This window comes from Parviterribacter multiflagellatus (assembly GCF_056863265.1).
Genome location: NZ_JBXPIZ010000013.1, coordinates 181,807 through 201,111, shown reverse-complemented (window position 1 = coordinate 201,111; position 19,305 = coordinate 181,807). Strand labels below are relative to the sequence as shown.

14 protein-coding genes are annotated in these 19,305 nt (G+C 75.2%); 3 read left to right on the top strand and 11 right to left on the bottom strand.

All coding sequences use genetic code 11. From position 1 onward, the window contains the following. Positions 1-17 precede the first annotated feature (17 nt). Both AC1UE5_RS26135 and AC1UE5_RS26130 read left to right on the top strand, forming a co-directional pair. Positions 18-590, top strand: coding sequence for a hypothetical protein (locus tag AC1UE5_RS26135; RefSeq protein ID WP_482928876.1), 573 nt, complete (start codon positions 18-20; stop codon positions 588-590). A gap of 64 nt (positions 591-654) precedes the next feature. After that, positions 655-2,148 (top strand): RNA polymerase sigma factor, encoded by a 1,494-nt coding sequence (locus tag AC1UE5_RS26130; RefSeq protein WP_482928875.1) that lies wholly within the window; start codon positions 655-657, stop codon positions 2,146-2,148. A gap of 2 nt (positions 2,149-2,150) precedes the next feature. Here AC1UE5_RS26130 and AC1UE5_RS26125 read toward each other — a convergent pair whose 3' ends face one another. The 11 genes from AC1UE5_RS26125 to AC1UE5_RS26075 form a co-directional block, all read right to left on the bottom strand. Beyond that, entirely contained in the window at positions 2,151-4,496 is a 2,346-nt protein-coding gene (locus tag AC1UE5_RS26125; RefSeq protein ID WP_482928874.1) for a putative bifunctional diguanylate cyclase/phosphodiesterase, read from the bottom strand. 84 nt (positions 4,497-4,580) lie between these two features. Then, positions 4,581-5,021 (bottom strand): hypothetical protein, encoded by a 441-nt coding sequence (locus AC1UE5_RS26120; protein WP_482928873.1) that lies wholly within the window; start codon positions 5,019-5,021, stop codon positions 4,581-4,583. After that, the gene (locus AC1UE5_RS26115; RefSeq protein ID WP_482928872.1) at positions 5,021-7,366 is read right to left on the bottom strand and encodes a putative bifunctional diguanylate cyclase/phosphodiesterase; all 2,346 of its coding nucleotides are present in this window, start codon (positions 7,364-7,366) and stop codon (positions 5,021-5,023) included. The genes AC1UE5_RS26120 and AC1UE5_RS26115 overlap by 1 nt, the downstream gene beginning before the upstream one ends. 108 nt (positions 7,367-7,474) lie before the next feature. Beyond that, complete coding sequence (bla, locus tag AC1UE5_RS26110) at positions 7,475-8,422, bottom strand: class A beta-lactamase (RefSeq protein WP_482928871.1); 948 nt, start codon at positions 8,420-8,422, stop codon at positions 7,475-7,477. A 45-nt stretch (positions 8,423-8,467) separates the two neighbouring features. Next, positions 8,468-10,906, bottom strand: a complete 2,439-nt coding sequence (locus tag AC1UE5_RS26105) for a M14 family metallopeptidase (RefSeq protein ID WP_482928870.1) — start codon at positions 10,904-10,906, stop codon at positions 8,468-8,470. A 170-nt stretch (positions 10,907-11,076) separates the two neighbouring features. Continuing rightward, complete coding sequence (locus tag AC1UE5_RS26100; protein ID WP_482928869.1) at positions 11,077-11,460, bottom strand: hypothetical protein; 384 nt, start codon at positions 11,458-11,460, stop codon at positions 11,077-11,079. A gap of 39 nt (positions 11,461-11,499) precedes the next feature. Beyond that, positions 11,500-12,672, bottom strand: coding sequence for a serine hydrolase domain-containing protein (locus AC1UE5_RS26095; RefSeq protein WP_482928868.1), 1,173 nt, complete (start codon positions 12,670-12,672; stop codon positions 11,500-11,502). Between the two features lie 12 nt (positions 12,673-12,684). After that, complete coding sequence (locus AC1UE5_RS26090; protein ID WP_482928867.1) at positions 12,685-13,806, bottom strand: ABC transporter ATP-binding protein; 1,122 nt, start codon at positions 13,804-13,806, stop codon at positions 12,685-12,687. Continuing rightward, a complete protein-coding gene (locus AC1UE5_RS26085; protein ID WP_482928866.1) occupies positions 13,799-15,301 on the bottom strand; it encodes an FGGY-family carbohydrate kinase in 1,503 nt (500 codons plus the stop codon). Before AC1UE5_RS26085 ends, AC1UE5_RS26090 begins: the two co-directional genes overlap by 8 nt. Continuing rightward, complete coding sequence (locus tag AC1UE5_RS26080) at positions 15,298-16,722, bottom strand: L-fucose/L-arabinose isomerase family protein (protein WP_482928865.1); 1,425 nt, start codon at positions 16,720-16,722, stop codon at positions 15,298-15,300. The genes AC1UE5_RS26085 and AC1UE5_RS26080 overlap by 4 nt, the downstream gene beginning before the upstream one ends. A gap of 13 nt (positions 16,723-16,735) precedes the next feature. Beyond that, positions 16,736-17,725 carry a LacI family DNA-binding transcriptional regulator gene (locus AC1UE5_RS26075; protein ID WP_482928864.1) on the bottom strand — a complete coding sequence of 330 codons (990 nt, stop codon included), beginning with the start codon at positions 17,723-17,725 and terminating at the stop codon, positions 16,736-16,738. A 231-nt stretch (positions 17,726-17,956) separates the two neighbouring features. Between AC1UE5_RS26075 and AC1UE5_RS26070 the strand changes: the two genes are divergently transcribed. Next, a complete protein-coding gene (locus AC1UE5_RS26070; protein ID WP_482928863.1) occupies positions 17,957-19,297 on the top strand; it encodes an ABC transporter substrate-binding protein in 1,341 nt (446 codons plus the stop codon). Positions 19,298-19,305 lie beyond the last annotated feature (8 nt).

The window sequence follows — 19,305 nt, the reverse complement described above, 5'->3', positions numbered from 1 at the left end:
CCGTGCGTCAACCGGGCATGAGCAACCGACTCCTCCTCTCCGCCGCCGGCGCGCTCGCCGGCCTCGCCTTCGCCGCGCCCGGCGCGAGCGCCGCCGACCGCGACCCGTGGCAGTGCGCCGCGTCCGGCGCCAAGCCCGGGTGGTGCCAGGTCGCGAGCGTCGACACGATCGAGCTGCGCGACGCGGCCGGTGGCGTGATCGCGTCCGCCGACTGCCGCACCGGCCGCGCGCCCGACCCGTCCGACACGTTCACCGGGCTGTGCGCCGACTGGGGCTTCGACCAGTCCGAGCGGATGCTCGGAAGCGCCCGCGCGGCCGGCGCGGCGACGATCGTCAGGCACCTCGTCAACCCGTCCGGCGGCGACCGATGGTGGTCCGTGACGGTGCCCGCGCCGGGGGCGACCACGACGAGCATCCGGTTGACGAGCCGCGGCGGCACGTGGTCGCCCGCGTTCGACCTCACGACGACGATCCAGACCACCGGCCCGAACGCGGGGATGACCGCGCGCCGCATCCCGCTGCTGACGCAGAGCGAGCGCCGCGCGCGGGGCGCGAAGGCCAAGGCGGCGGCCCGGCGGGGTCACCGTTAGGCCGACACGGATCGGCGGCCCGGCCTCACGGCCGGGCCGCCCCGCGCGTAGGGTCGACCCGCCCGTGGCCACCGACACCACCGCCGCGCCGCACGCGCCCGCGCCGGAGGGAGAGCAGCTCTCGCCGCGCGCCGCCGACGCCTCCGCCCTGGCGGAGCTCTTCGCCGTGCACGGACGCCGCCTCGAGCGGCTCGCCGCGTCGCTGCTGCGCGGCACCGGCATCGCGCCCGAGGACGTCGTGGGCGATGTGTTCCTCCGGCTCGCCGAGCTGCTCGCGGTGCGGCCGCTCCCGGCCGACGAGCACGTCGGCGCGTACCTCGCGCAGATGGTCCGCCACCGCTGCTTCGACCTGCGCCGCCGCCAGGCGCGGTGGGGCGACGCGGAGGCGATCGACGAGGAGCGCGTCGGCGCGGGCGGCAGCGCCGAGGACGCGGCGCTGCGGCGCGAGCGGCTCGACGCGCTCGTGGAGGACCTCGGGCTGCTGCCCGAGCGCCAGCGCCGCGCGCTGCTCGACCGCTGCGTCGGCGGCGTGTCGCACGCGGAGATCGCCGCGCGCCAGCAGGTGACCGAGCAGACGTCCCGCTCGCTCTTCAGCCGCGCGCTGACGAACCTGCGTGCGCTGAACGCCGCGCGGGAGGCGCCGTGCGAGGTCGTGCGGTTCGACCTCGGCGTCGCGCGCGCCCGCGGGCACCGGCCGACTGAGGACGTCCGCCGCCACCTGCGCGTGTGCGCGCCGTGCCGGCTGGCCGACGCGCGGGCGCGGGGCGCGGGGCTGCGCGACCGGGCCGTCGCCGCGGTCGCCGGGTGGCTGCAGATGCTGGCCGAGCTGCTCCACGGCGCCGCGATGGCGCCGGTGACGAAGACGCTCGCGGTCGGGGCGGCGGCCATCGCGCCGAGCGCCGGGCCGCTGACGCCGGCGCCGGAGGGCGCGCCGCCGGAGCGGCCTGCCGCACGCGTCGCGCCCGCCCCGGTCTCCGCGCGGGTGGCGCCCGTGCGGGTGGTCGTCGTGCCGGAGCGGGGCGTCGCCCGGGCGAAGGAGGCGCGCGAACGCCCGGCCGTCGTCGCGCGGGCCGTGCCGCCCGAGGAGCCGCGCACGGCGACGTACCGCCGCGTGCTCTCGCGCGCGAGCGCGGGGAAGGCGCTCGACCGCGACGACCGGGCCGCGCTCACGCGGTACTGCGCGGCGTTCGGGGCGAAGGGCCTCGTCGGTCCGGAGGCGCTCACGTCGCGCTGCGACCCCGCCGTGCTCGACACGCCGCAGCGGCGCCGGAAGGTCGCGCGGGTGGAGGAGGCACGCGCGCGCACCCGCGCTCGCACGGAGGCCGAGCGGCGTGCCGCGCAGCAGCCTGCCCCTCCGCCGCCCGCGCCGGAGCTGGCCCCTCCGCCGCCCGCGCCTGCGTCGGCCACACCGGAGGCGGCTCCTCCGCCGCCCGCACCCGCGCAGGACGTCGCCCCTCCGCCGCCCACGCCGGCACCGCCCCCACCGCCCGCGCTAGAGGTCGCCCCGCCCGCCGCGCCGCCGCCCGCCCCACCCGCCGGCCTCCCGGCCGGTGCGTGACGTCAGGCGGTCTCGCGGTCGAGCAGCGACTGCGAGAGCAGCGCCGGCACGTCCGCGGCGGCGACCGGGCGCGAGAAGAGGTAGCCCTGGCCGTGGCCCGAGCCCATCCCGCGCAGCAGGCGGGCCGCGTCGGCGTCCTCGATCCCTTCGATGACGACGCGCAGGTCGAGCGTGCGGCCGATCTTCACGATGCCCTGGACGAGCCCCGCGCGCTCGGGGTCGCCGGTGATGCCGGTGACGAACGAGCGGTCGATCTTCAGCACGTCCACGGGGAACCGCTGGAGGTAGGCGAGCGACGAGAACCCGGTGCCGAAGTCGTCGAGCGCGAGCCGCACGCCCAGCGCCTTCAGCGCGCCCAGCTCCGCCTGCACGGCGTCGCCGTCGTCGAGCAACACCGACTCGGTGATCTCCAGCGTCAGCCGCTCCGCCGCGACGCCGGTGTCGGCCAGCACCCGCGCGACCGCCGCCGCGAAGCCCGGCTCGCGCAGCTGCGTGGTCGACACGTTCACGTTCATCGTCAGCGCGCGCGCCGCGGGCACCCGCGCCTCCCATGCCGCCAGCTGCGCGCACGCGGTCGCCAGCACCCACTCGCCGATGGGCACGATCAGCCCCGTCGACTCGGCCAGCGGGACGAACCGGCCCGGCGGGATCGCGCCGCGGCTCGGGTGCCGCCAGCGCAGCAGCGCCTCGACCGCGACGACGGCGCCGGTGCGCAGGTCGACGATCGGCTGGAAGGCGAGCGCCAGCTGGTCGCGCTCGATCGCGCGCTCGAGGTCGGCGGTGAGCCGGAGGCGGTCGTCGAGGTGCTCGCGCATCGCGGGCGCGAAGGCGACGACCTGGGCGCGCCCGCGTCGCTTGGCCTCGTAGAGCGCGAGGTCGGCGTCGACGCGCGCGGTCTCCGCGTCCGCGCCGCCCGCCAGCGGCGCGACCCCGATGCTGGCCGTCGAGCTCACGCGCTGGCCGTCGATCGTCAGCGGCTCGGCGAGCGCGGCGCCGACCCGCTCCGCCATCGCGAGCACCGCGGACTGGTCCTCGACGTCCTCGACGAGCACCGCGAACTCGTCGCCGCCCATCCGCGCCGCCGTGTCCTCGGGCCGCACGGCCTCGGTGAGCCGCTCCGCCGTCGCGCGCAGCAGCGCGTCGCCGCCCGAGTGGCCAAGCCCGTCGTTGACCGCCTTGAAGTCGTCGAGGTCGACGTAGATCAGCGCCGCCTGCAGGTCGTGCCGCCGCGCGCGGGCGAGCGCGCGGCCGAGCCGGTCGTCGAACAGCGCGCGGTTGGGGAGCCCGGTGAGGCTGTCGTGGAACGCCTGGTGGCGCAGCTGCTCCTGCAGCGCCTGCCGCTCGGTGACGTCACGCAGGTTGAGCAGGACGCCCGCCAGATCGGGGTCGTCGCGCAGGTCGTCGGCCACGACCTCGACGTCGCGGAAGCTCCCGTCGGCCGCCGCGAGCCGCAGCGTCGCGGTCGCCGGCCGGCCCTGGCCGGACGTCGTCGCCGCCACGAGCGCGGCGAGCTGCTCGCGGTCGTCGGGGTGGACGAGCGCCGTCACCGACGTGCCCACGAGCGTTTCGGGCGCCCGGCCGAGCAGCGTCCGGACCGGCTCGGCCACCCAGCCGATCGTGCCGTGTCCGTCGGAGATCGCGACGACGTCGGAGGAGTGACGCACGAGCGCGGCGATCCGCCGCTCGGCGCGCCGCTCGTGCTCGCGCGTGCGCGCCTCGACCGCCGCGGCGCGCCGGATCCGATGGCCGGCCAAGCCGAGCAGCGCGAGCAGGACGAACCCGACCGCGAGCGCCCCGGCCGACGCGATGCGCGAGCGCCGCTGCGCCCGCGCGGCCTGCTCGCCCTGCGCGTCGGCGGCGGCGTCGACCGTCGCGCCGAACTCCCGCATCGCGGGGCCGAACCGCTCGGTGACCAGCGCCCGGGCGGCGGCGACGTCGCGCAGGTACAGCGCGTTGGCCTCCATCCCGGTCTCGGACAGCTCGCCGAGCTCGCGCTCGATCGCCGCCATGCGCTCGCGCGGCGCGCCGAGCCGGCGCAGCGCGCGCAGGTCGCTCAACAGCCGCTGGTAGATCGCGAACCCCGACGCGGCCGAGCGGGCGGCCGCGGTCGGGTCGCCGTGGCCGGTCGCGATCGCGCCCCAGGTCAGCCCTTCCACGCGCAGGCTCTCGCCGCGCAGGTGCTGCAGCACGACCTGCACCTCGCGCGCGCGGTCGGCCTTCGTGCTCGACGCGACGGCGACCCAGGTCATGACCGCGATCACGGCCAGAGCGCCGGCCAGCAGCGGCCACAGGCGCCGCCGGCCGAGCGCGCGCCGGGCGGCGGCGTCGGCGGCGGAAGGGGGATGCATGTGGTTCGCATCGACCCGTCCGCACGGCCGGGCGAGAGGCGATGGCCGTTCGTCCGGCCGACCGACGCGCCAGCTTCCGGCGCGTCAGCCGGTGAGGTCGACGACGAACCGGTTGTCGACCAGGTCGCCGGTGCCGACGAGCTTGACGCGCCGGCCCTTGAGCCCGCGCGCGGCGCCGTCCACGCTCGTGACCGTCGCCGTGCCGCGGAACGTCAGCTTCGCGTCGGTGATCCGCACCGTCACGTCGCCCGCCGCGCGCAGGAAGCCCTTCGAGCCGCGCAGCGCGATCACCATGCGCGCGGCCCGCGCGCCGGTCAGCGTCGCGCGCCCGTCGAGGCGGCCGGAGCCGAGCGGCGCGCCGCGGAACGTGCCGCGCTGGCGCACCTCGGTCGAGCCGCTGTCCTCGAGGATGCGGGCGGTGCCGTGGACGTCGACGCGGGCGGCGGTCGCGCCGGTGGCGAGCGCCGGAAGGGCGGCGGCGACGGCGGTCGCGGCGACGGGGAGGAGAAGGCGGAGTCGGGGCATCAGGCGGTGGCGGGTTCGAGGAGGGGCTGGACGAGGAGGCGCGGCACGCCGTCGGCGGGGACCGGGCGCGAGAACAGGAAGCCCTGGCCGTGCACCGACCCCATGCGCCGCAGCAGCTGCGCGGAGTCGACGTCCTCGATCCCTTCGATGACGACGCGCAGGTCGAGCGTACGACCGATCTTCAGGATGCCCTGGACCAGGCCGGCGCGCTCGGGGTCGTCGGTGATGCCGGTGACGAAGGAGCGGTCGATCTTCAGGACGTCGACCGGGAACCGCTGGAGGTAGGCGAGCGAGGAGTAGCCCGTGCCGAAGTCGTCGAGCGCGAGCCGCACGCCGAGCGCCTTGAGCGCGGCCAGCTCGGCCTGCACTCCGTCGCTGTCGTCGAGCAGCACGGACTCGGTGATCTCCAGCGTCAGCCGCGAGGGCGCCACGCCGGTGCGTGCGAGCACGTCCGCCACGCCGTCGGCGAAGCCCGGCTCGCGGAGCTGCGGGGTCGAGACGTTGACGTTGATCGTCAGCGTGCGGGCGCCGGGCAGCTCACGCGCGTCCCACGCGGCGAGCTGGCGGCACGCCCGCTCGATCACCCACCGGCCGATCGGCACGATGAGCCCGGTGTCCTCGGCGAGCGGGACGAAGCGGTCGGGCGTGATCGCGCCGCGCGCCGGGTGCTCCCAGCGCAGCAGCGCCTCGACGGCCGCGACGGCGCCGGACTCCAGCTCGACGATCGGCTGGAACGCGAGCTGCAGCTCGCCGCGGTCGATCGCCCGCTCGAGGTCGGCGGTGAGCTGGAGGCGGTCGTCGAGGTGCTCGCGCATGACCGGCGCGAACGCGACGACCTGCGCGCGCCCGCGCCGCTTGGCCTCGTAGAGCGCGAGGTCGGCGTCGACGCGCGCGGTCTCGGCGTCCGGCCCGCCGACGAGCGCGGCGACGCCGATGCTCGCCGTCGGCACGACGCGCTGGCCCTCGACGAGCAGCGGCTCGGACAGCTCCGCGCGGATGCGCTCGGCCATCGCCACGACGGCGTCCTGGTCCTCGACGTCCTCGACGAGCACGGCGAACTCGTCGCCGCCCATCCGCGCCGCGGTGTCCTCCGGCCGCACCACGTGGGTGAGGCGGTCGGCCGTCGCGCGCAGCAGCGCGTCCCCGCCCGAGTGCCCGAGGCCGTCGTTGATCGACTTGAAGTCGTCGAGGTCGATGTAGATCAGCGCGGCCTCGAGCCGGTGGCGGCGGGCGCGGGCGAGCGCGCGGCCGAGCCGGTCGTCGAACAGCGCGCGGTTCGGCAGCCCGGTGAGCTTGTCGTGGAACGCCTGGTGGCGCAGCTGCTCCTGCAGCGCGTGGCGCTCGGTGACGTCGCGGAGGTTGAGCAGCACGCCCGCCACGTCCGGGTCGGCGCGCAGGTCGTCGGCGACGACCTCGACGTCGCGGAAGCCGCCGTCGGAGGCCGCGAAGCGCAGCGTCTCGGTCGCGGGATGGGACTGGGCGGAGGTCGCCGCGGCGAGCAGCGCGGTCAGCCGGCCCGCGTCGTCGGCGTGCACGAGCGCGGTGACCGAGGTGCCGATCAGCGCGTCGGGCTCGCGGCCGAGGAGCGCGCGGACGGGCTCGGCGATCCAGCTCAGCGTCCCGTGCGCGTCGGCGATGGCGACGACGTCGGACGAGTGGCGGACAAGCGCACGGATGCGGTGCTCGGCGCGGCGCTCGTCCTCGCGCGTGCGCGCGTCGAGCGAGGCGGCGCGGTGGATGCGGTGTGCCGCCCAGCCGAGCAGCGCGAGCACGAGCAGGCCGAGGACGAGGGCGCCGAGCGAGCCGATCGTCGCGCGCTCCTGCGCCTCCGCGGCCGTGTCGCCCTGCGCGTCCGCGGCGTCGTCGACGGTGTCGATGAAGCGCTTGAGCGCGGGGCTGAACTGCGTCTCGGCGATCCGGCGCGAGCGCGGCAGCTCCGTCGTGAGCAGCCCGTTGGCCCGCATCCCGGCCTCCGACATGCGGCCGAGCGCCCGCTCGATCGGCGCCCGCCGCTCGCGCGGGGCGCCGAGGCGGCGCAGCTCGCGCAGGTCGCCCAGCAGCCGGTAGTAGATGGCGAAGCCCGACGCGGCGGCCCGCGAGGCGGCGATCTTGCTGCCGCTGCCGGTCGCGATCGCGCCCCACGTGAGGCCCTCGACGCGCAGGCCCTCGCCGCGCAGGTGCTGCATGACGGCCTGGACCTCGCGGGCACGGTTGGCCTCCGCGCTGGAGCGGACGCCGACCCACGCCATCACGGCGATCACGGCCAGGGCGCCGGCCACCAGCGGGCCGATGCGCCAGACGAGCGGCGCACGGCGGCGTTGGTCGGTCGGGGCGAGACGGAACATCCAGTTGCTGCCATCGGACGCCCCGCGCGCGTGAGCGACGCGCCTGGCCGGATGTCGGGCCAGGGCGTCCCGGTTGGCGCAGAACGGTCAGCAGGCCGACATCCCGGCTCAAGATCGCGCCAGCGAGCGCAACGCGATCGCGGTCGCCTCGGCGAGCAGCGCGTCGTCGTACTCGGCCTCCGGCATGGGACGGTTGGTGAAGATCGCGACCACGACCGGCGCGCCCTCCGGCGGCCAGAGGACCGCGATGTCGTTGCGCGTCCCGTAGACGCCGCCGGTGCCGGTCTTGTCGCCGACGACCCAGCCGTCGGGCACCCCGGCGCGGATCAGGCCGTCGCCGGTGGTGTTCCTCCGCAGCCAGCCGGCGAGCTGCGCGCGGTCTGCGCGGTCGAGCACGTCGCCCAGCACGTACGCGCGCAGGTCCTGGGCGAACGCGCGCGGCGTCGTCGTGTCGCGCCGCTGGCCCGGAACCCACGCGTTCAGCTCCGGCTCGCCGCTCTCCATCTGCGTCACGTCGTCGCCCACTCGCGCGAGCGCCGCGTCGAGGCCGCGCGGCCCGCCGACCTCGTCGAGCAGGAGGTTCGCCGCGGCGTTGTCGCTGTAGCGGACGGCCGCCGACGCCAGCGCCGCGAGCGTCATGCGCCCGCCGACGTGGCGCTGGGCGATGGGCGAGTACGCGGCCGCGACCTGCTCGGCGGTGATCGGCAGGGTGCGGCGCATCTCCTGCGGCGTGAGGCGGCGCAGCACCTCGCCGGCCAGCAGCGCCTTGAACGTCGAGGCGTACGCGAACCGCTCGCCGGCGCGGTAGGCGACCTCGCCGCCGCTGCCGGTGTCGATCGCGTACAGGCCGAGCCGAGCGTCGAACCGGCGCTCGAGCCGGCGCAGCGCGTCGCGGTACGGCTTCACGCGCGCGGGCGGGGCGTCCTGCGCCTGCGTCCGCGTCGCGGCGCTGGCCGCCGTCGTGGCGGCCGCAGGGCGGGACGGCGCGTCGCTCCCGCCGCATCCGGCGAGGACCGCGGCGAGGGCGACGGCGAACGGAAGAACGAGGCGGGACACGCGGGCGCACCGTAGTGGAGCGCGCCCGCGTGCCCGCTCAGCGTGTCAGCGCGCGGCCACCTTCGGCTTGTGCCGGCTCTGGCACACGCGGCCGACGTCGACCGACTCGCCGCGCCCGACGACGACCTCGCGCGAGGAGCGCTCGCGGCCGCCGAGGCCGGTGCACGTGAGCGTCCACGCCTCCGGCTCGTTGACGACCGTCGGCGTCGGGCTCTGGAACCGGATCTCGCCGGTCCAGTCGTCCCACTCCGTCTCGGGCCGTCCGGCCTGGTCGTAGTTGACGACGATCGCGCGGTACTCGCCCGGCGGCGGGTCGAGCAGCGCGGCGTCCTCGGTCGCGTCCCCGAAGGCCGCGGACTGGGCGACGATCTCGCCGTCCGGCCCGAGCACGTAGAGGTCCCAGTCCACGTCCGGATCGGTCCACTCGATGTGCACGGTCAGCCGGCCGTTGTCCACCGCGGGCGGGCCCTGGACGGTGAACGGGATCTCCTCGTACTCGCCCTCCTCGTAGGACGACACGTACGGGTTCTGCGCCGGGATGCCGGGCGGGTTGGCGAGCGGCGCGTTGGCCTGCGGCGGTCCGGTCGGGTCACGCCCGAGCCGGCCCGCGACGATCGGCCGCGTCGACGGGTTCACGTGCCAGGCGAACCTGCCGCCCCACGTCCGCAGCTGGTAGCGGAGCGTGTCCGGGAAGCGGATCGGCTCACCGAGCGCGGTCCCGAAGTTGTTCAGCCACAGCGGGTCGTGCGTCTGCGTCATGAACGTCTTCGACAGCGTCAGCGTGTGCAGCGGCGGCGCCTGGCCCGTGATGACCGAGTGCGTCGACGCGTCCGCGGTCGCCTCGAGCATGTCGAAGTACGCCGCGCGGTTGCCGCCCTTGCCGGCGCCCGCCGCCGGCGCGCGCCCGAGGTACTCGCCGACCACCGCGTTCTCGAACGCCGGGTGGAACCCCTCGTCGCCGATCTCGAACGTGTAGCCCAGCGAGCCGGCCGTCCAGTACGTCCAGTCCTCGGTCGAGCCGGTCGTGTCGTACAGGCCGTAGGCCGGGATGTTCGCGTAGCTGTTGCGCGACGCCATCCGCGCGCCCAGGCTCGCCAGCAGCGGCTCGTCGAGCGGCGTGCCGACGTCGATCGTGCCCGGCGGGCGCAGCAGCAGGTTCGAGTAGGTGTGGTTCGTGATCAGGTGCGTGATCGTGCGGCTCGCCTGCAGCTCGCGGATGTTCTGCACCTCGGGCTCGGAGAACGGCGCCGCGCCGCGGTACGTGTCCTGCGGGAACTCGTTGACCGCCGCGCCCGGGCCGCCCCACAGGCCGCCGTAGTTGCGGTTCGGGTCGACGCCCTGCAGGCGGCCGAGCACCGGGTTGTTCGCGCAAGGCCCGTTCGGGTCGGGCTCGCAGTTCTTGCGCTTCATCTCGTAGTCGAAGAGCGAGAAGTCGTCCGCCGGGTCGCCCGGGTCGGCCTCGCGCGAGATGTTGAAGCCGTCGGGGTTGACGACCGGGACGACGATCGTCCGCGTCTGGTTCACCAGCCGCGTCGTGCGCGCGTCACGGCCGTAGCCCTTGAGCAGGTCGTAGGCGAACTCCATCGCGTTCTCGGCCGACGGCCACTCACGCGCGTGGTGCGCGCCCATGTTGAGGAAGATCGGCTTGCCGTCGTCGACGTTCCACGCCCCGCGGGTGATCTCGATGCCGTGGACGACGCGGCCCTCGTGCGTGCGGTGGTTGAGCGCGATCGGCTTGGTCAGGTGCGGGTAACGCTGCGCGAGCGCCCGCAGCTCGGACTCGTAGTCGGCCAGGCGCCGGTACTCGGTCCGGCCGCTCGGCAGGTCGGAGCGCTGGCGGCGCGCGAAGCGGCGGTCCGCCGCGCGGTCCTTCTGCGCCTGCGCCTTGAGGTCGGCGATGCGGGTGCGGAACGCGAACCCGGCGTCACGCAGCTTCCGCTCGTCGGCGTCGCCGTACAGGACGACGTCGATGTGGCCGGCGTCGCCGTGCTCGGTCAGGTCGAGCCCGAGGCCCTGCAGCCGGCGCTTGGCGGCGCGGTCGGGCGTGTCGACCTCGACGACCTTGACGGTCACGTCCGCGGCACGGCTCTTGGCGGCGATCGCCTCGGTCGCCAGCTCCGCGGTGGCGTCGTCGCCGCGGTAGCGGCACGCCTGGACGAGGATCTCGGTGCCCTTGCCGACGAAGCCGGACGCCACCTCGATGCCGCCCTGGCCGCTCGACGCCGCGACGAGCTCGCCGCTCGCCCGCTCGAACAGCGCGACGTCCCAGTCGCCGCCGGCGCGCAGCTTGGCCTTGACCAGCCCGGCGTCCGCCGCGGTGAGCGTCGTCGTCGCGACGCCCTTGGCGCCGGCCGGCGCGACGCGCGCCTGGCAGTCCCTGGCAGCCGCCTCCCGTGCGGTCACGGTGGCGGCGCTCGCGGTGCCGGTCCCGGCAGCGAGCAGCGCGCCGGCCGCCAGCACGGCGGCGCCTACGCGTTCTCTCACGTCCCCTCCCGAAGGTCGTCGCCGGTCCCCTGAGCCGGCGGAACGTCGTGCACAAGATCACAAGGCCGACCGCGAGTCAAGCCCCGTGGGAGGTGCCTGAAGCTGCGCGCCGCTCCGGTCGGCGCGCAGCCGTTCAGCGCGCGGGGCGGGACCTCGGCGTCACGACGGCACTAGGCCGGCACGGCGTCCGAGACGCTCGAGGGCGCGATGATCAGCCCGTCGAGCGAGACCTGCCGGAAGGCCATCCCCGCCAGCTCCACCTGGAAGAACTGGTCGACGGTGAGGTTCAGCGTGCCGCCGCCCTGGTAGCGGCCCACGACGGACATCTCCTGGTAGCAGATGAGCACGCCCCACTGCCCGACCGGGTCGTCGCCCGGGATGTGCGTGTCGCCGAGGTCGAGGAACCCGACGCGGCCCATCGGCCCGTCGATGAAGAACGTCTGGCCCTGGGGCCCGCCGCTGAACTGCCACTGCCCGCCGTTCGGCGCGATCGGCTCGCCGTCCGAGGCGGTGAGCGTCGCGCTCGAGTTGTTCGTCAGGGTGACTTCGAACATCCGCACTCCTTGCGTGGTGGGGAGGACCCGGAGCCGCCATCATCTCCGATCGCGCGCCGCCGCGCCAGCGGCGCCCAGGGACGCGAGCACCGCCGCCTCGAGCGCCTCCGGATACGCGCCCTCCATCCCCGCGATCGCGGTGTTGCTCGTCGAGACGACGCTCACCTCGGCCGCGGGGTCGACGAAGAACGTGCCGCCGTACACGCCGCCCCAGCCGAAGCTCCCGCGGCCCCGCGCGACGCCGGCGGCGACCGGGTCCCGCACGACGGCGAAGCCGCAGCCGAACCCGATGCCGGGCCCGGCGGCCTCGACGCTCATGCCCGGCACCTGGTCGGTCGTCATCAGCGCGGCCGACGCGGGCGTGAGGAGCGGCGCCCCGCCCGTGCGGACCGCCTCCAGGAAGCGCAGGTAGTCCCGCGCGGTGCCGACCATCCCCGCGCCGCCGGACGCCCAGGCGGACGGGTCGGTGGCGCGGCCCGGCGCGTAGCGGATCTCGCCCGCGTCCTCGAGCGGGACCGCGTCCGCCGCCGCCATCCGGCGCGGCGGGCCGCCCGGCTCCCGCGCGTCCGCGTAGGCGACGGCGAGGCGCGCCGGGTCCGCGGCCAGGAACGCCGTGTCGCGCATGCCGAGCGGCTCGGTGACGTGCGCGGCCACCAGCGCCGGCAGCGGCTCCCCGGTCGCCGCCGCGAGCGCCGCGCCGAGCACGTCGGTGGCGATCGAGTAGCACCACGCGGCGCCGGGCGGGAAGAGCAGCGGCACGGAGCTGATCCGCCGCAGGTTCTCCTCCAGCGCGACGCCCGGCCAGTCGATCCCGTCCGACACGCCCGCCGAGGCGTAGGGCTCGTTCCCCGGCAGGACGAACCCGTACGCCAGCCCCGCGGTGTGCGTCAGCAGGTGCCGCACGGTCACCACGGGCTCGGCGCCGTCGGCGGTGCGCGGCCGGAACGTCGGCAGCAGCGGCCGGACGTCGTCGTCGAGCCCGAGCACGCCCCGCTCGGCCAGGCGCAGCGCCGTCGCGGACACGAGCGGCTTGGTCATGCTCGCCAGCCGGAAGACCGTGTCCGCGCCGACGGGGACGCCCGCCTCGCGGTCGGCGAACCCCGCGTGCTGCTCGTGCACGACCGTCCCGCGGTGGGCGACGAGCACCGAGACGCCGGTGAGGCGGCCCGCGGCGACCGCCTCGTCGACGACCGTCTGGACCGCCTCGAGCATCGGCACCGGAGGCTAGGCGGCGGGCCGGATCGCCTCGCCGTCGCCCGCGCCGGCGAACAGGTGCAGCTGCGCGAGGTCGACGCCGACCTCCACGCGGTCGCCCGGCCGCACCGGGCTGGAGCCGGCGAACCGCGCGACGACCGGCTCGCCGCCGGTGGCCAGGTGCGCGTAGACGTCGGAGCCGACCGACTCCACGAGCTCGACCCGCGCCGCCACGGCCGCGCGGCCCGGGCCCTCCACGCGGCGGTCGTCGAACGCCTCGGGCCGGACGCCGACGACGACCGAGCCGCCGTCGCCCCCGGCCGCGGGCCGCTGCGCCGCGAGCGCGCTCCGCAGCGCGTCGGGGAGCGTGAACGTCCCCATCGGCGTCTGCACCGCCGCGCCGTCGCCGATCACGCGCGCGTCCATCGTGTTCATCGCGGGCGAGCCCATGAACGTCGCGACGAAGAGGTTGGCCGGCCGCGCGTACAGCTCGCGCGGCGTGGCGACCTGCTGCAGCACGCCGCCGCGCATCACGGCGACCCGGTCGCCGAGCGTCATCGCCTCCGTCTGGTCGTGCGTGACGTAGATCGTCGTGGTGGCGAGCCGCTGCTGGATGCGCGCGATCTCCACGCGCATCTGGACACGGAGCTTCGCGTCGAGGTTGGAGAGCGGCTCGTCCATCAGGAAGGCCTTGGGCTCGCGCACGATCGCGCGCCCCATCGCCACCCGCTGGCGCTGGCCGCCGGAGAGCTGGCCGGGCCGGCGCTCGAGGTGGTCGACGAGGTCGAGGACCTCGGCCGCCTCGCGCACGCGGCGGTCGATCTCCGCCTTGTCCACGCTCGCCATCCGCAGCGCGAACCCGAGGTTGCGCGCGACCGTCATGTGCGGGTACAGCGCGTAGTTCTGGAAGACCATGGCGATGTCGCGCGCCTTGGGCTCCAGGTCGTTGACGCGCGCGCCGCCGATGCGCAGCTCGCCGCTGGAGATCTCCTCCAGCCCGGCGATCATCCGCAGCGCGGTCGACTTCCCGCAGCCCGAGGGGCCGACGAGGATCAGCAGCTCGCCGTCGGCCACGTCGAGCGTCAGCGCGTCGACCGCGACGGTGCCGTCCGGGTAGCGCTTGGTGATGCCCTCCAGGGCGATGTCAGCCATCCGCGTCCTCCTCGTCGACGGCAGCCAGGTGATGGACGATGCCCGCGGTCGCGGGGTACAGCTCCAGGTAGCGCGCGTACAGCCCGTCGTACCGGGCGGCGCGCGCCGGCTCCGGCTCCACGTGCGCCTCCACGCGCGTCCAGTCGGTCTCGGGCGGCACCGCGCCGCACGCGATCGCCGCGAGCAGCGCGTCGCCGTACGCCGCGCCGACGCGCTGCGCGGGGACCTCCTGCACGACGCCGCTCACGTCGGAGACGATCTGCGCCCACAGCGATGCCTTCGTCCCGCCGCCGACGGCGACGACGCGCGCGGCCGGGCCCGCGGCCTGGGTGAACGCCTCCAGGTTGTGCCGCACGCCGAACGCGACGCCTTCGTACACCGCGCGCGCGAGCTCCGCGCGCCCGTGCGAGAGCGTCAGCCCCGCGATCACCCCGCGCGCGTGCGGGTCGCTGATCGGGCTCCGCTCGCCCGCGAAGTACGGGAGCACGAGCACGCCGCGCGCGCCCGGCGGGACCGCCGCGGCCTCGGCCGCCAGCGTCCCGAAGTCCACGTCGCCGCACAGGTCGCGCAGCCAGCCGGTCAGCGACCCCGACGTGGCCATGCCCGCGGCCAGCGACGTCGTGCCCGGCTCGACGCCGGCCGTCGCCCACAGCGCCGGGTGCCGGACGTCGCCGGAGCCGGTCACCTCGACGAGGAACATCGTCGAGCCGTACATGAGCATGAGGTCGCCGGGCCGCCGGACGCCGACGCTGAAGGCCTCGGCCCACGCGTCGATCGTGCCGGCGGCCACGGGCGTGCCCGCGGGGATGCCTGTCTCGCGCGCGCCGGCGGCGTGCACGACGCCGACCTGCTCGCCCGGCCACGCGAGCCGCGGGAGCGGCACGCCGGGCGCGACGGCCTCGGCCCAGTCGTGCGCCCAGTCCTGCGCGGCCAGGTCGTAGAGCGGGTCGCACTGGCTCGCCGAGTGGTGGTCGAGCACGTACTCGCCGGTGAGCCGCGCGACCGCGTACGAGCTGGCCATGTACCAGCCCGCGGTGCGCGCCCACACGTCCGGCTCGCGCCGGCGCAGCCACAGGAGCTTGGGGCCGAGCGCCTGGCTCGACAGGGCCGAGCCGCCGCGCGCGGCGATGGCGTCCGCGCCCAGCTCGGCCTCCAGCTCCGCGACCTCCGCGCCCGCGCGCGAGTCGATGCCGTAGAGGATCGCCGGGCGCAGCGGCCGCAGCTGCGCGTCGGCGGGCACGACGCACGGGCCGATGCCGGACACGCACACGCCGCGCAGCCGGGCTACGACGCCGGGCGGCGCGAGCAGCTCCGCGCACAGCGCACGCACGTCCGCCCACCACACCGCCTCGGCGTCGTGCTCGGCCCAGCCCGGCCGCGGCAGCGCCAGGCCGTGCGGCCGCTCGGCGCGCGCGACGACCTCCCCGGCGAGCGTCGCGAGGACGCCCTTGGAGCTGGCCGTCCCGACGTCGATGCCGAGGACGAGCTCGCTCACGCGCCCGCGGCTCCGAAGCCGTCGAAGTCCACGTCGAGGAAGCGGCACACGTCGCGCAGCGCGCCGACGTGGTCGCCCGGGATCGCGTGGATGTGGTTCGAGCCGTAGCGCGAGAGCACCTCGTCGGCGGGCGCGTCGATCCGCGCGAACGCGTGCGGCCACACGTAGGTCGAGGCGCGCATCAGCCGCTCCTCCGTCTCGTCGCCCAGCTCCTCGAACGCGCCGTGCAGCACCTGCATCCGGTAGCGGCCGTCACGCCGGGACAGGCGCGCGAAGGTCATCTCGCCGGGGGCGGCGCGGTGGTGGATCGAGGCGCCTCCGGCGGGGAAGAAGAAGTCCTCCGGGTACAGGTGGACGTGGCGCAGGTTCTCCGCCGGGTCGTCCGAGCGCCGCGCGAACCACGTGGCGTGCTGGCCGGAGTTGCACAGGTCCCACACGTCGAGGTCGGCGTGGTGGCAGCGCATGTCGGCGAACAGGACCGGCTTGTCGCCACCGAGCGGCTTGAGCAGCTGCATCGTCAGCGCCGCGTCCATGTCGGCCTCGGTCGAGCAGACGATCGAGCGCTTGCCGCCCTCCCAGTCGTACGGGTCGTTGAGGAACGCCTCGGCGACGTCCATCGTGCACTCGTGGTCCGTCATCTCGGGCTGCCCCTTGATGCCGCAGAAGTCGAGGTGCAGGTCGTCGACGAGGTCGCGCATCGCGTGGTAGGTCGCGATCTGCCGCTCGAGCAGCTGCGGGGTGAGCCGGTCGCCGTCGTAGTGCACGCCCGCGGCGTGGTGCTCGAGCCACTCGCGCCCGGCGCGCAGGCGGGCCGGATCGACGTCGTTCGCGCGGCGGATCAGCTCGTACTGGTCGACCTCCTCGACGTCGACCCCGAACTGCGAGATCCACTGGTCCGAGCTCGAGACCGCGGTGTACATGCCCATCGGGCGCCCGCCGATCCGCCCGAACGTCGTCCCGCGCAGGCCGCGGACGGCGGCGCCGGAGCGGGCCAGGCCGTCGAGGCGCGCGCGCACGGCGGGGTCGGCGACGTCGCCCCACGCCCGCGCGTGGGTGATCCCGAGCGCGTCGAGCGCGCCGCCCGCCGCGAGCATCCCGACCATGCCGGGCTGGCTCGGGTCGACGTTGGAGAAGAGCGCGAGCGGCCCGTCGGTCTCGCGCGCGGCGATGACCGTGAAGTGGGGGAACGCCCACACCGGGATGTTCACGAGCGTCAGGTCGGGCCGCCGGTCGGCCGCCCACCGCGCCGTGCGGACCGCGACGGCGTTCGAGGTGATCGGCTCGGCGGCGACGGGGACGTCGTGCCCGAGCTCGCGCAGGGCGTTGGCGATGCGCTCCTCGACGCCGAGCGCGAACTCGGCGATGCCGGCATGGACGGACGGCCGACCGTCCGACACGGTCATCACGGCGATGGTGGCCATGGGTCTCCTGGGGTCAGGGCGTCCCGCACGATGCGCGGACGCGAAGCTCGACGGGGTGCACGACGCGCCGGGGCGACGTGCGGCCCTCGTGGACGCGTTCGAGCAGCAGCTCGATCGCGTCGGTCGCCATCCGGCGCACCGGCTGCGCGACGGTGGTCAGCGGCGGGGTCATGTGCCGCGCCCAGAACGGGTCGTCGATGCCGACCATCGCCACGTCGCCGGGCACGCTCAGGCCCGCGTCGCCGACGGCGCGCAGCGCCCCGATCGTCATGAGGTTGTTGCCGACGACGAGCGCGGTCGGGCGCGGCTCGCGGGTGAGCAGGCCGGCGACGACCTCGTGGGCGCCGTCGATGCGGAAGTCGCCGTGCACGACGCACGTCGCGTCGAGCCCCGCCGCGCGCATCGACAGCTGGTACCCGTCGAGGCGCTCGGCGCCCGTCTCCACCGAGTCGCGGCCGCTGACGTACGCGATGCGCTCGTGCCCGAGGGCGAGCAGGTGCTCGGTCGCCAGCCGCGTCGCGCGCACGTTGTCGGCGAGCACGGCGTCGGCGCGCGGGTCGGCCACCTCGCGGTCGAGCGCGACGACCGGGATGCCCTCGTCGATCAGCTGCGTGACGTCGTCGCCGCCCGGCGCGGACGGCGACAGGATGACGCCGCTGACGCGCTCGTCGGCCAGCGCCTCGAGGTACGTGCGCTGCTTCTCCGCCGTCTCGTCGGTGTTGCAGACGAGCACGTGGTGCCCGCGGCCGTGGGCGAGGTCCTCGATCGCGCGGACCGCCTCGCTGAAGTGCGGGTTCTCGATGTCGGGGACGACGATCCCGATCGCGCCGCTCTGCTGGCGGCGCAGGTTGCGCGCCAGGCGGTTCGGCCGGTAGCCAGTCTCCTCCACGGCCTTGAGCACGCGGCGGCGGTAGCTCTCGCCGACGGTGGGGTCGTCGTTGAGGACCCGGGAGACGGTCGCGGTGGACACGCCGGCGCGGCGGGCGACTTTCGCGATCGACATCAGCGCTTGAGAAATCGGTTACTCGGCACGACGGCGGCGATGGTAGGGGTACGGCCGTCGCAGTGTCAAGCCCGTAGACGGTCTGAGGTTGGAATCCCTTGACAGCGTCTTGCGGCGTCATCTACGGTTCCGCACCGTCCATCGAGAAACCGATTACTGAGTAACCGATTTCTCATCAGTCATGCGGTGGCTGCGGCCCGGAATGCGCCACACCAAGGAGGAGGTCACAACATGGGTTTCGGCTCAGCACGGGACGCGGACGTCGGACCGCTGGAGCGGCGCATCTCGCGTCGTGAGGCGCTGCGCCTCGGCGGCAGCAGCGTCCTCGGGATGAGCGCGCTGTCGCTGCTGGCGGCGTGCGGTGGCGGCGGCGGGAGCGACGACGCGAGCACGCTGACCTTCGTCTACCTCGGCACCGCCGAGCAGCAGAAGCAGTGGAACGACCTGTTCGCGCAGTTCCGCAAGGAGCAGGCGAACATCACGCTCAAGGCCACCGGCGTGCCGGTGGACAACTGGGCCGCGTTCTTCGACAAGGTCAACACGCAGATCGGCGGCGGCGTCACGTACGACGTCATCCAGGTCGCGACCGAGGGCCGCGAGCTGTTCGCGGCGAACTCGCTCCTCCAGCCGCTCGACGACTTCATCAAGGAGGACCAGGACGTCGTCGACGAGTTCCTGAAGGACGTCCACCCGAACCTCATCGAGTGGAACACCCAGACCGGCTCGCCGGACGGCAAGACGTACTACCTGCCGGGCGACTTCAACACGATGGTCATGTGGGTGAACACGAAGACGCTGCAGAAGGCCGGCGTCGACACCCCGACCGACGACTGGACCTGGGACGACTTCTACGCGGCCGGCCAGCAGGTCAAGAAGCGCACCGGCGCGTTCCTCTACCCGGCGACGGCCGAGTACTTCATCGGCGTCATGCCGTGGCTGACCACGAACGGCGCCTCGACCATGAGCGCCGACTGGAAGACCGCCACGTGCGACACGCCCGAGGCGATCGAGGCCGCGGAGTTCGCGCGCAAGCTCGTCAAGGACAAGCTCAGCCCGCCGCCGGGCGGCACGTTCGACCGCTTCACGCTCGCCGTCCAGGGCAAGCTCGCGATGTTCGGCGGCGGCCGCTGGCCGATCGTGAACATCCGCCAGCAGAACGCGGTCGAGGACTTCGAGCTCGTCGCGTGGCCGCACCAGGGCGCCGAGCGCGGGTCGCCGGTCGGCTGGGCCGGGTACCCGATCTTCCGCTCGTCCAAGAACCAGGACGACGCGTGGGCGTTCGTCAAGTTCCTCATCTCCGAGGCGGGCGAGCGGTTCTTCGCCACGCAGGGCGGGACGATCGTGCCGGCGCGCCGGTCGGTCGCGACGAGCCCGGACTTCCTCGACAACGCGCCGAAGGGGACCGAGAAGCTCTACGAGGCGCTCGAGTACGCGACGCCGATCCCGTCGCCGCCGAAGAACAACCTCATCCAGCGGGCGATCGAGGACGTCTGGGGCCAGATCCTGACCGGCAACACCGATCCGGCCGCCGGCATGAAGAAGATGCAGGCGCAAGTCGCCGAGAACGTCTGATCCCCGGA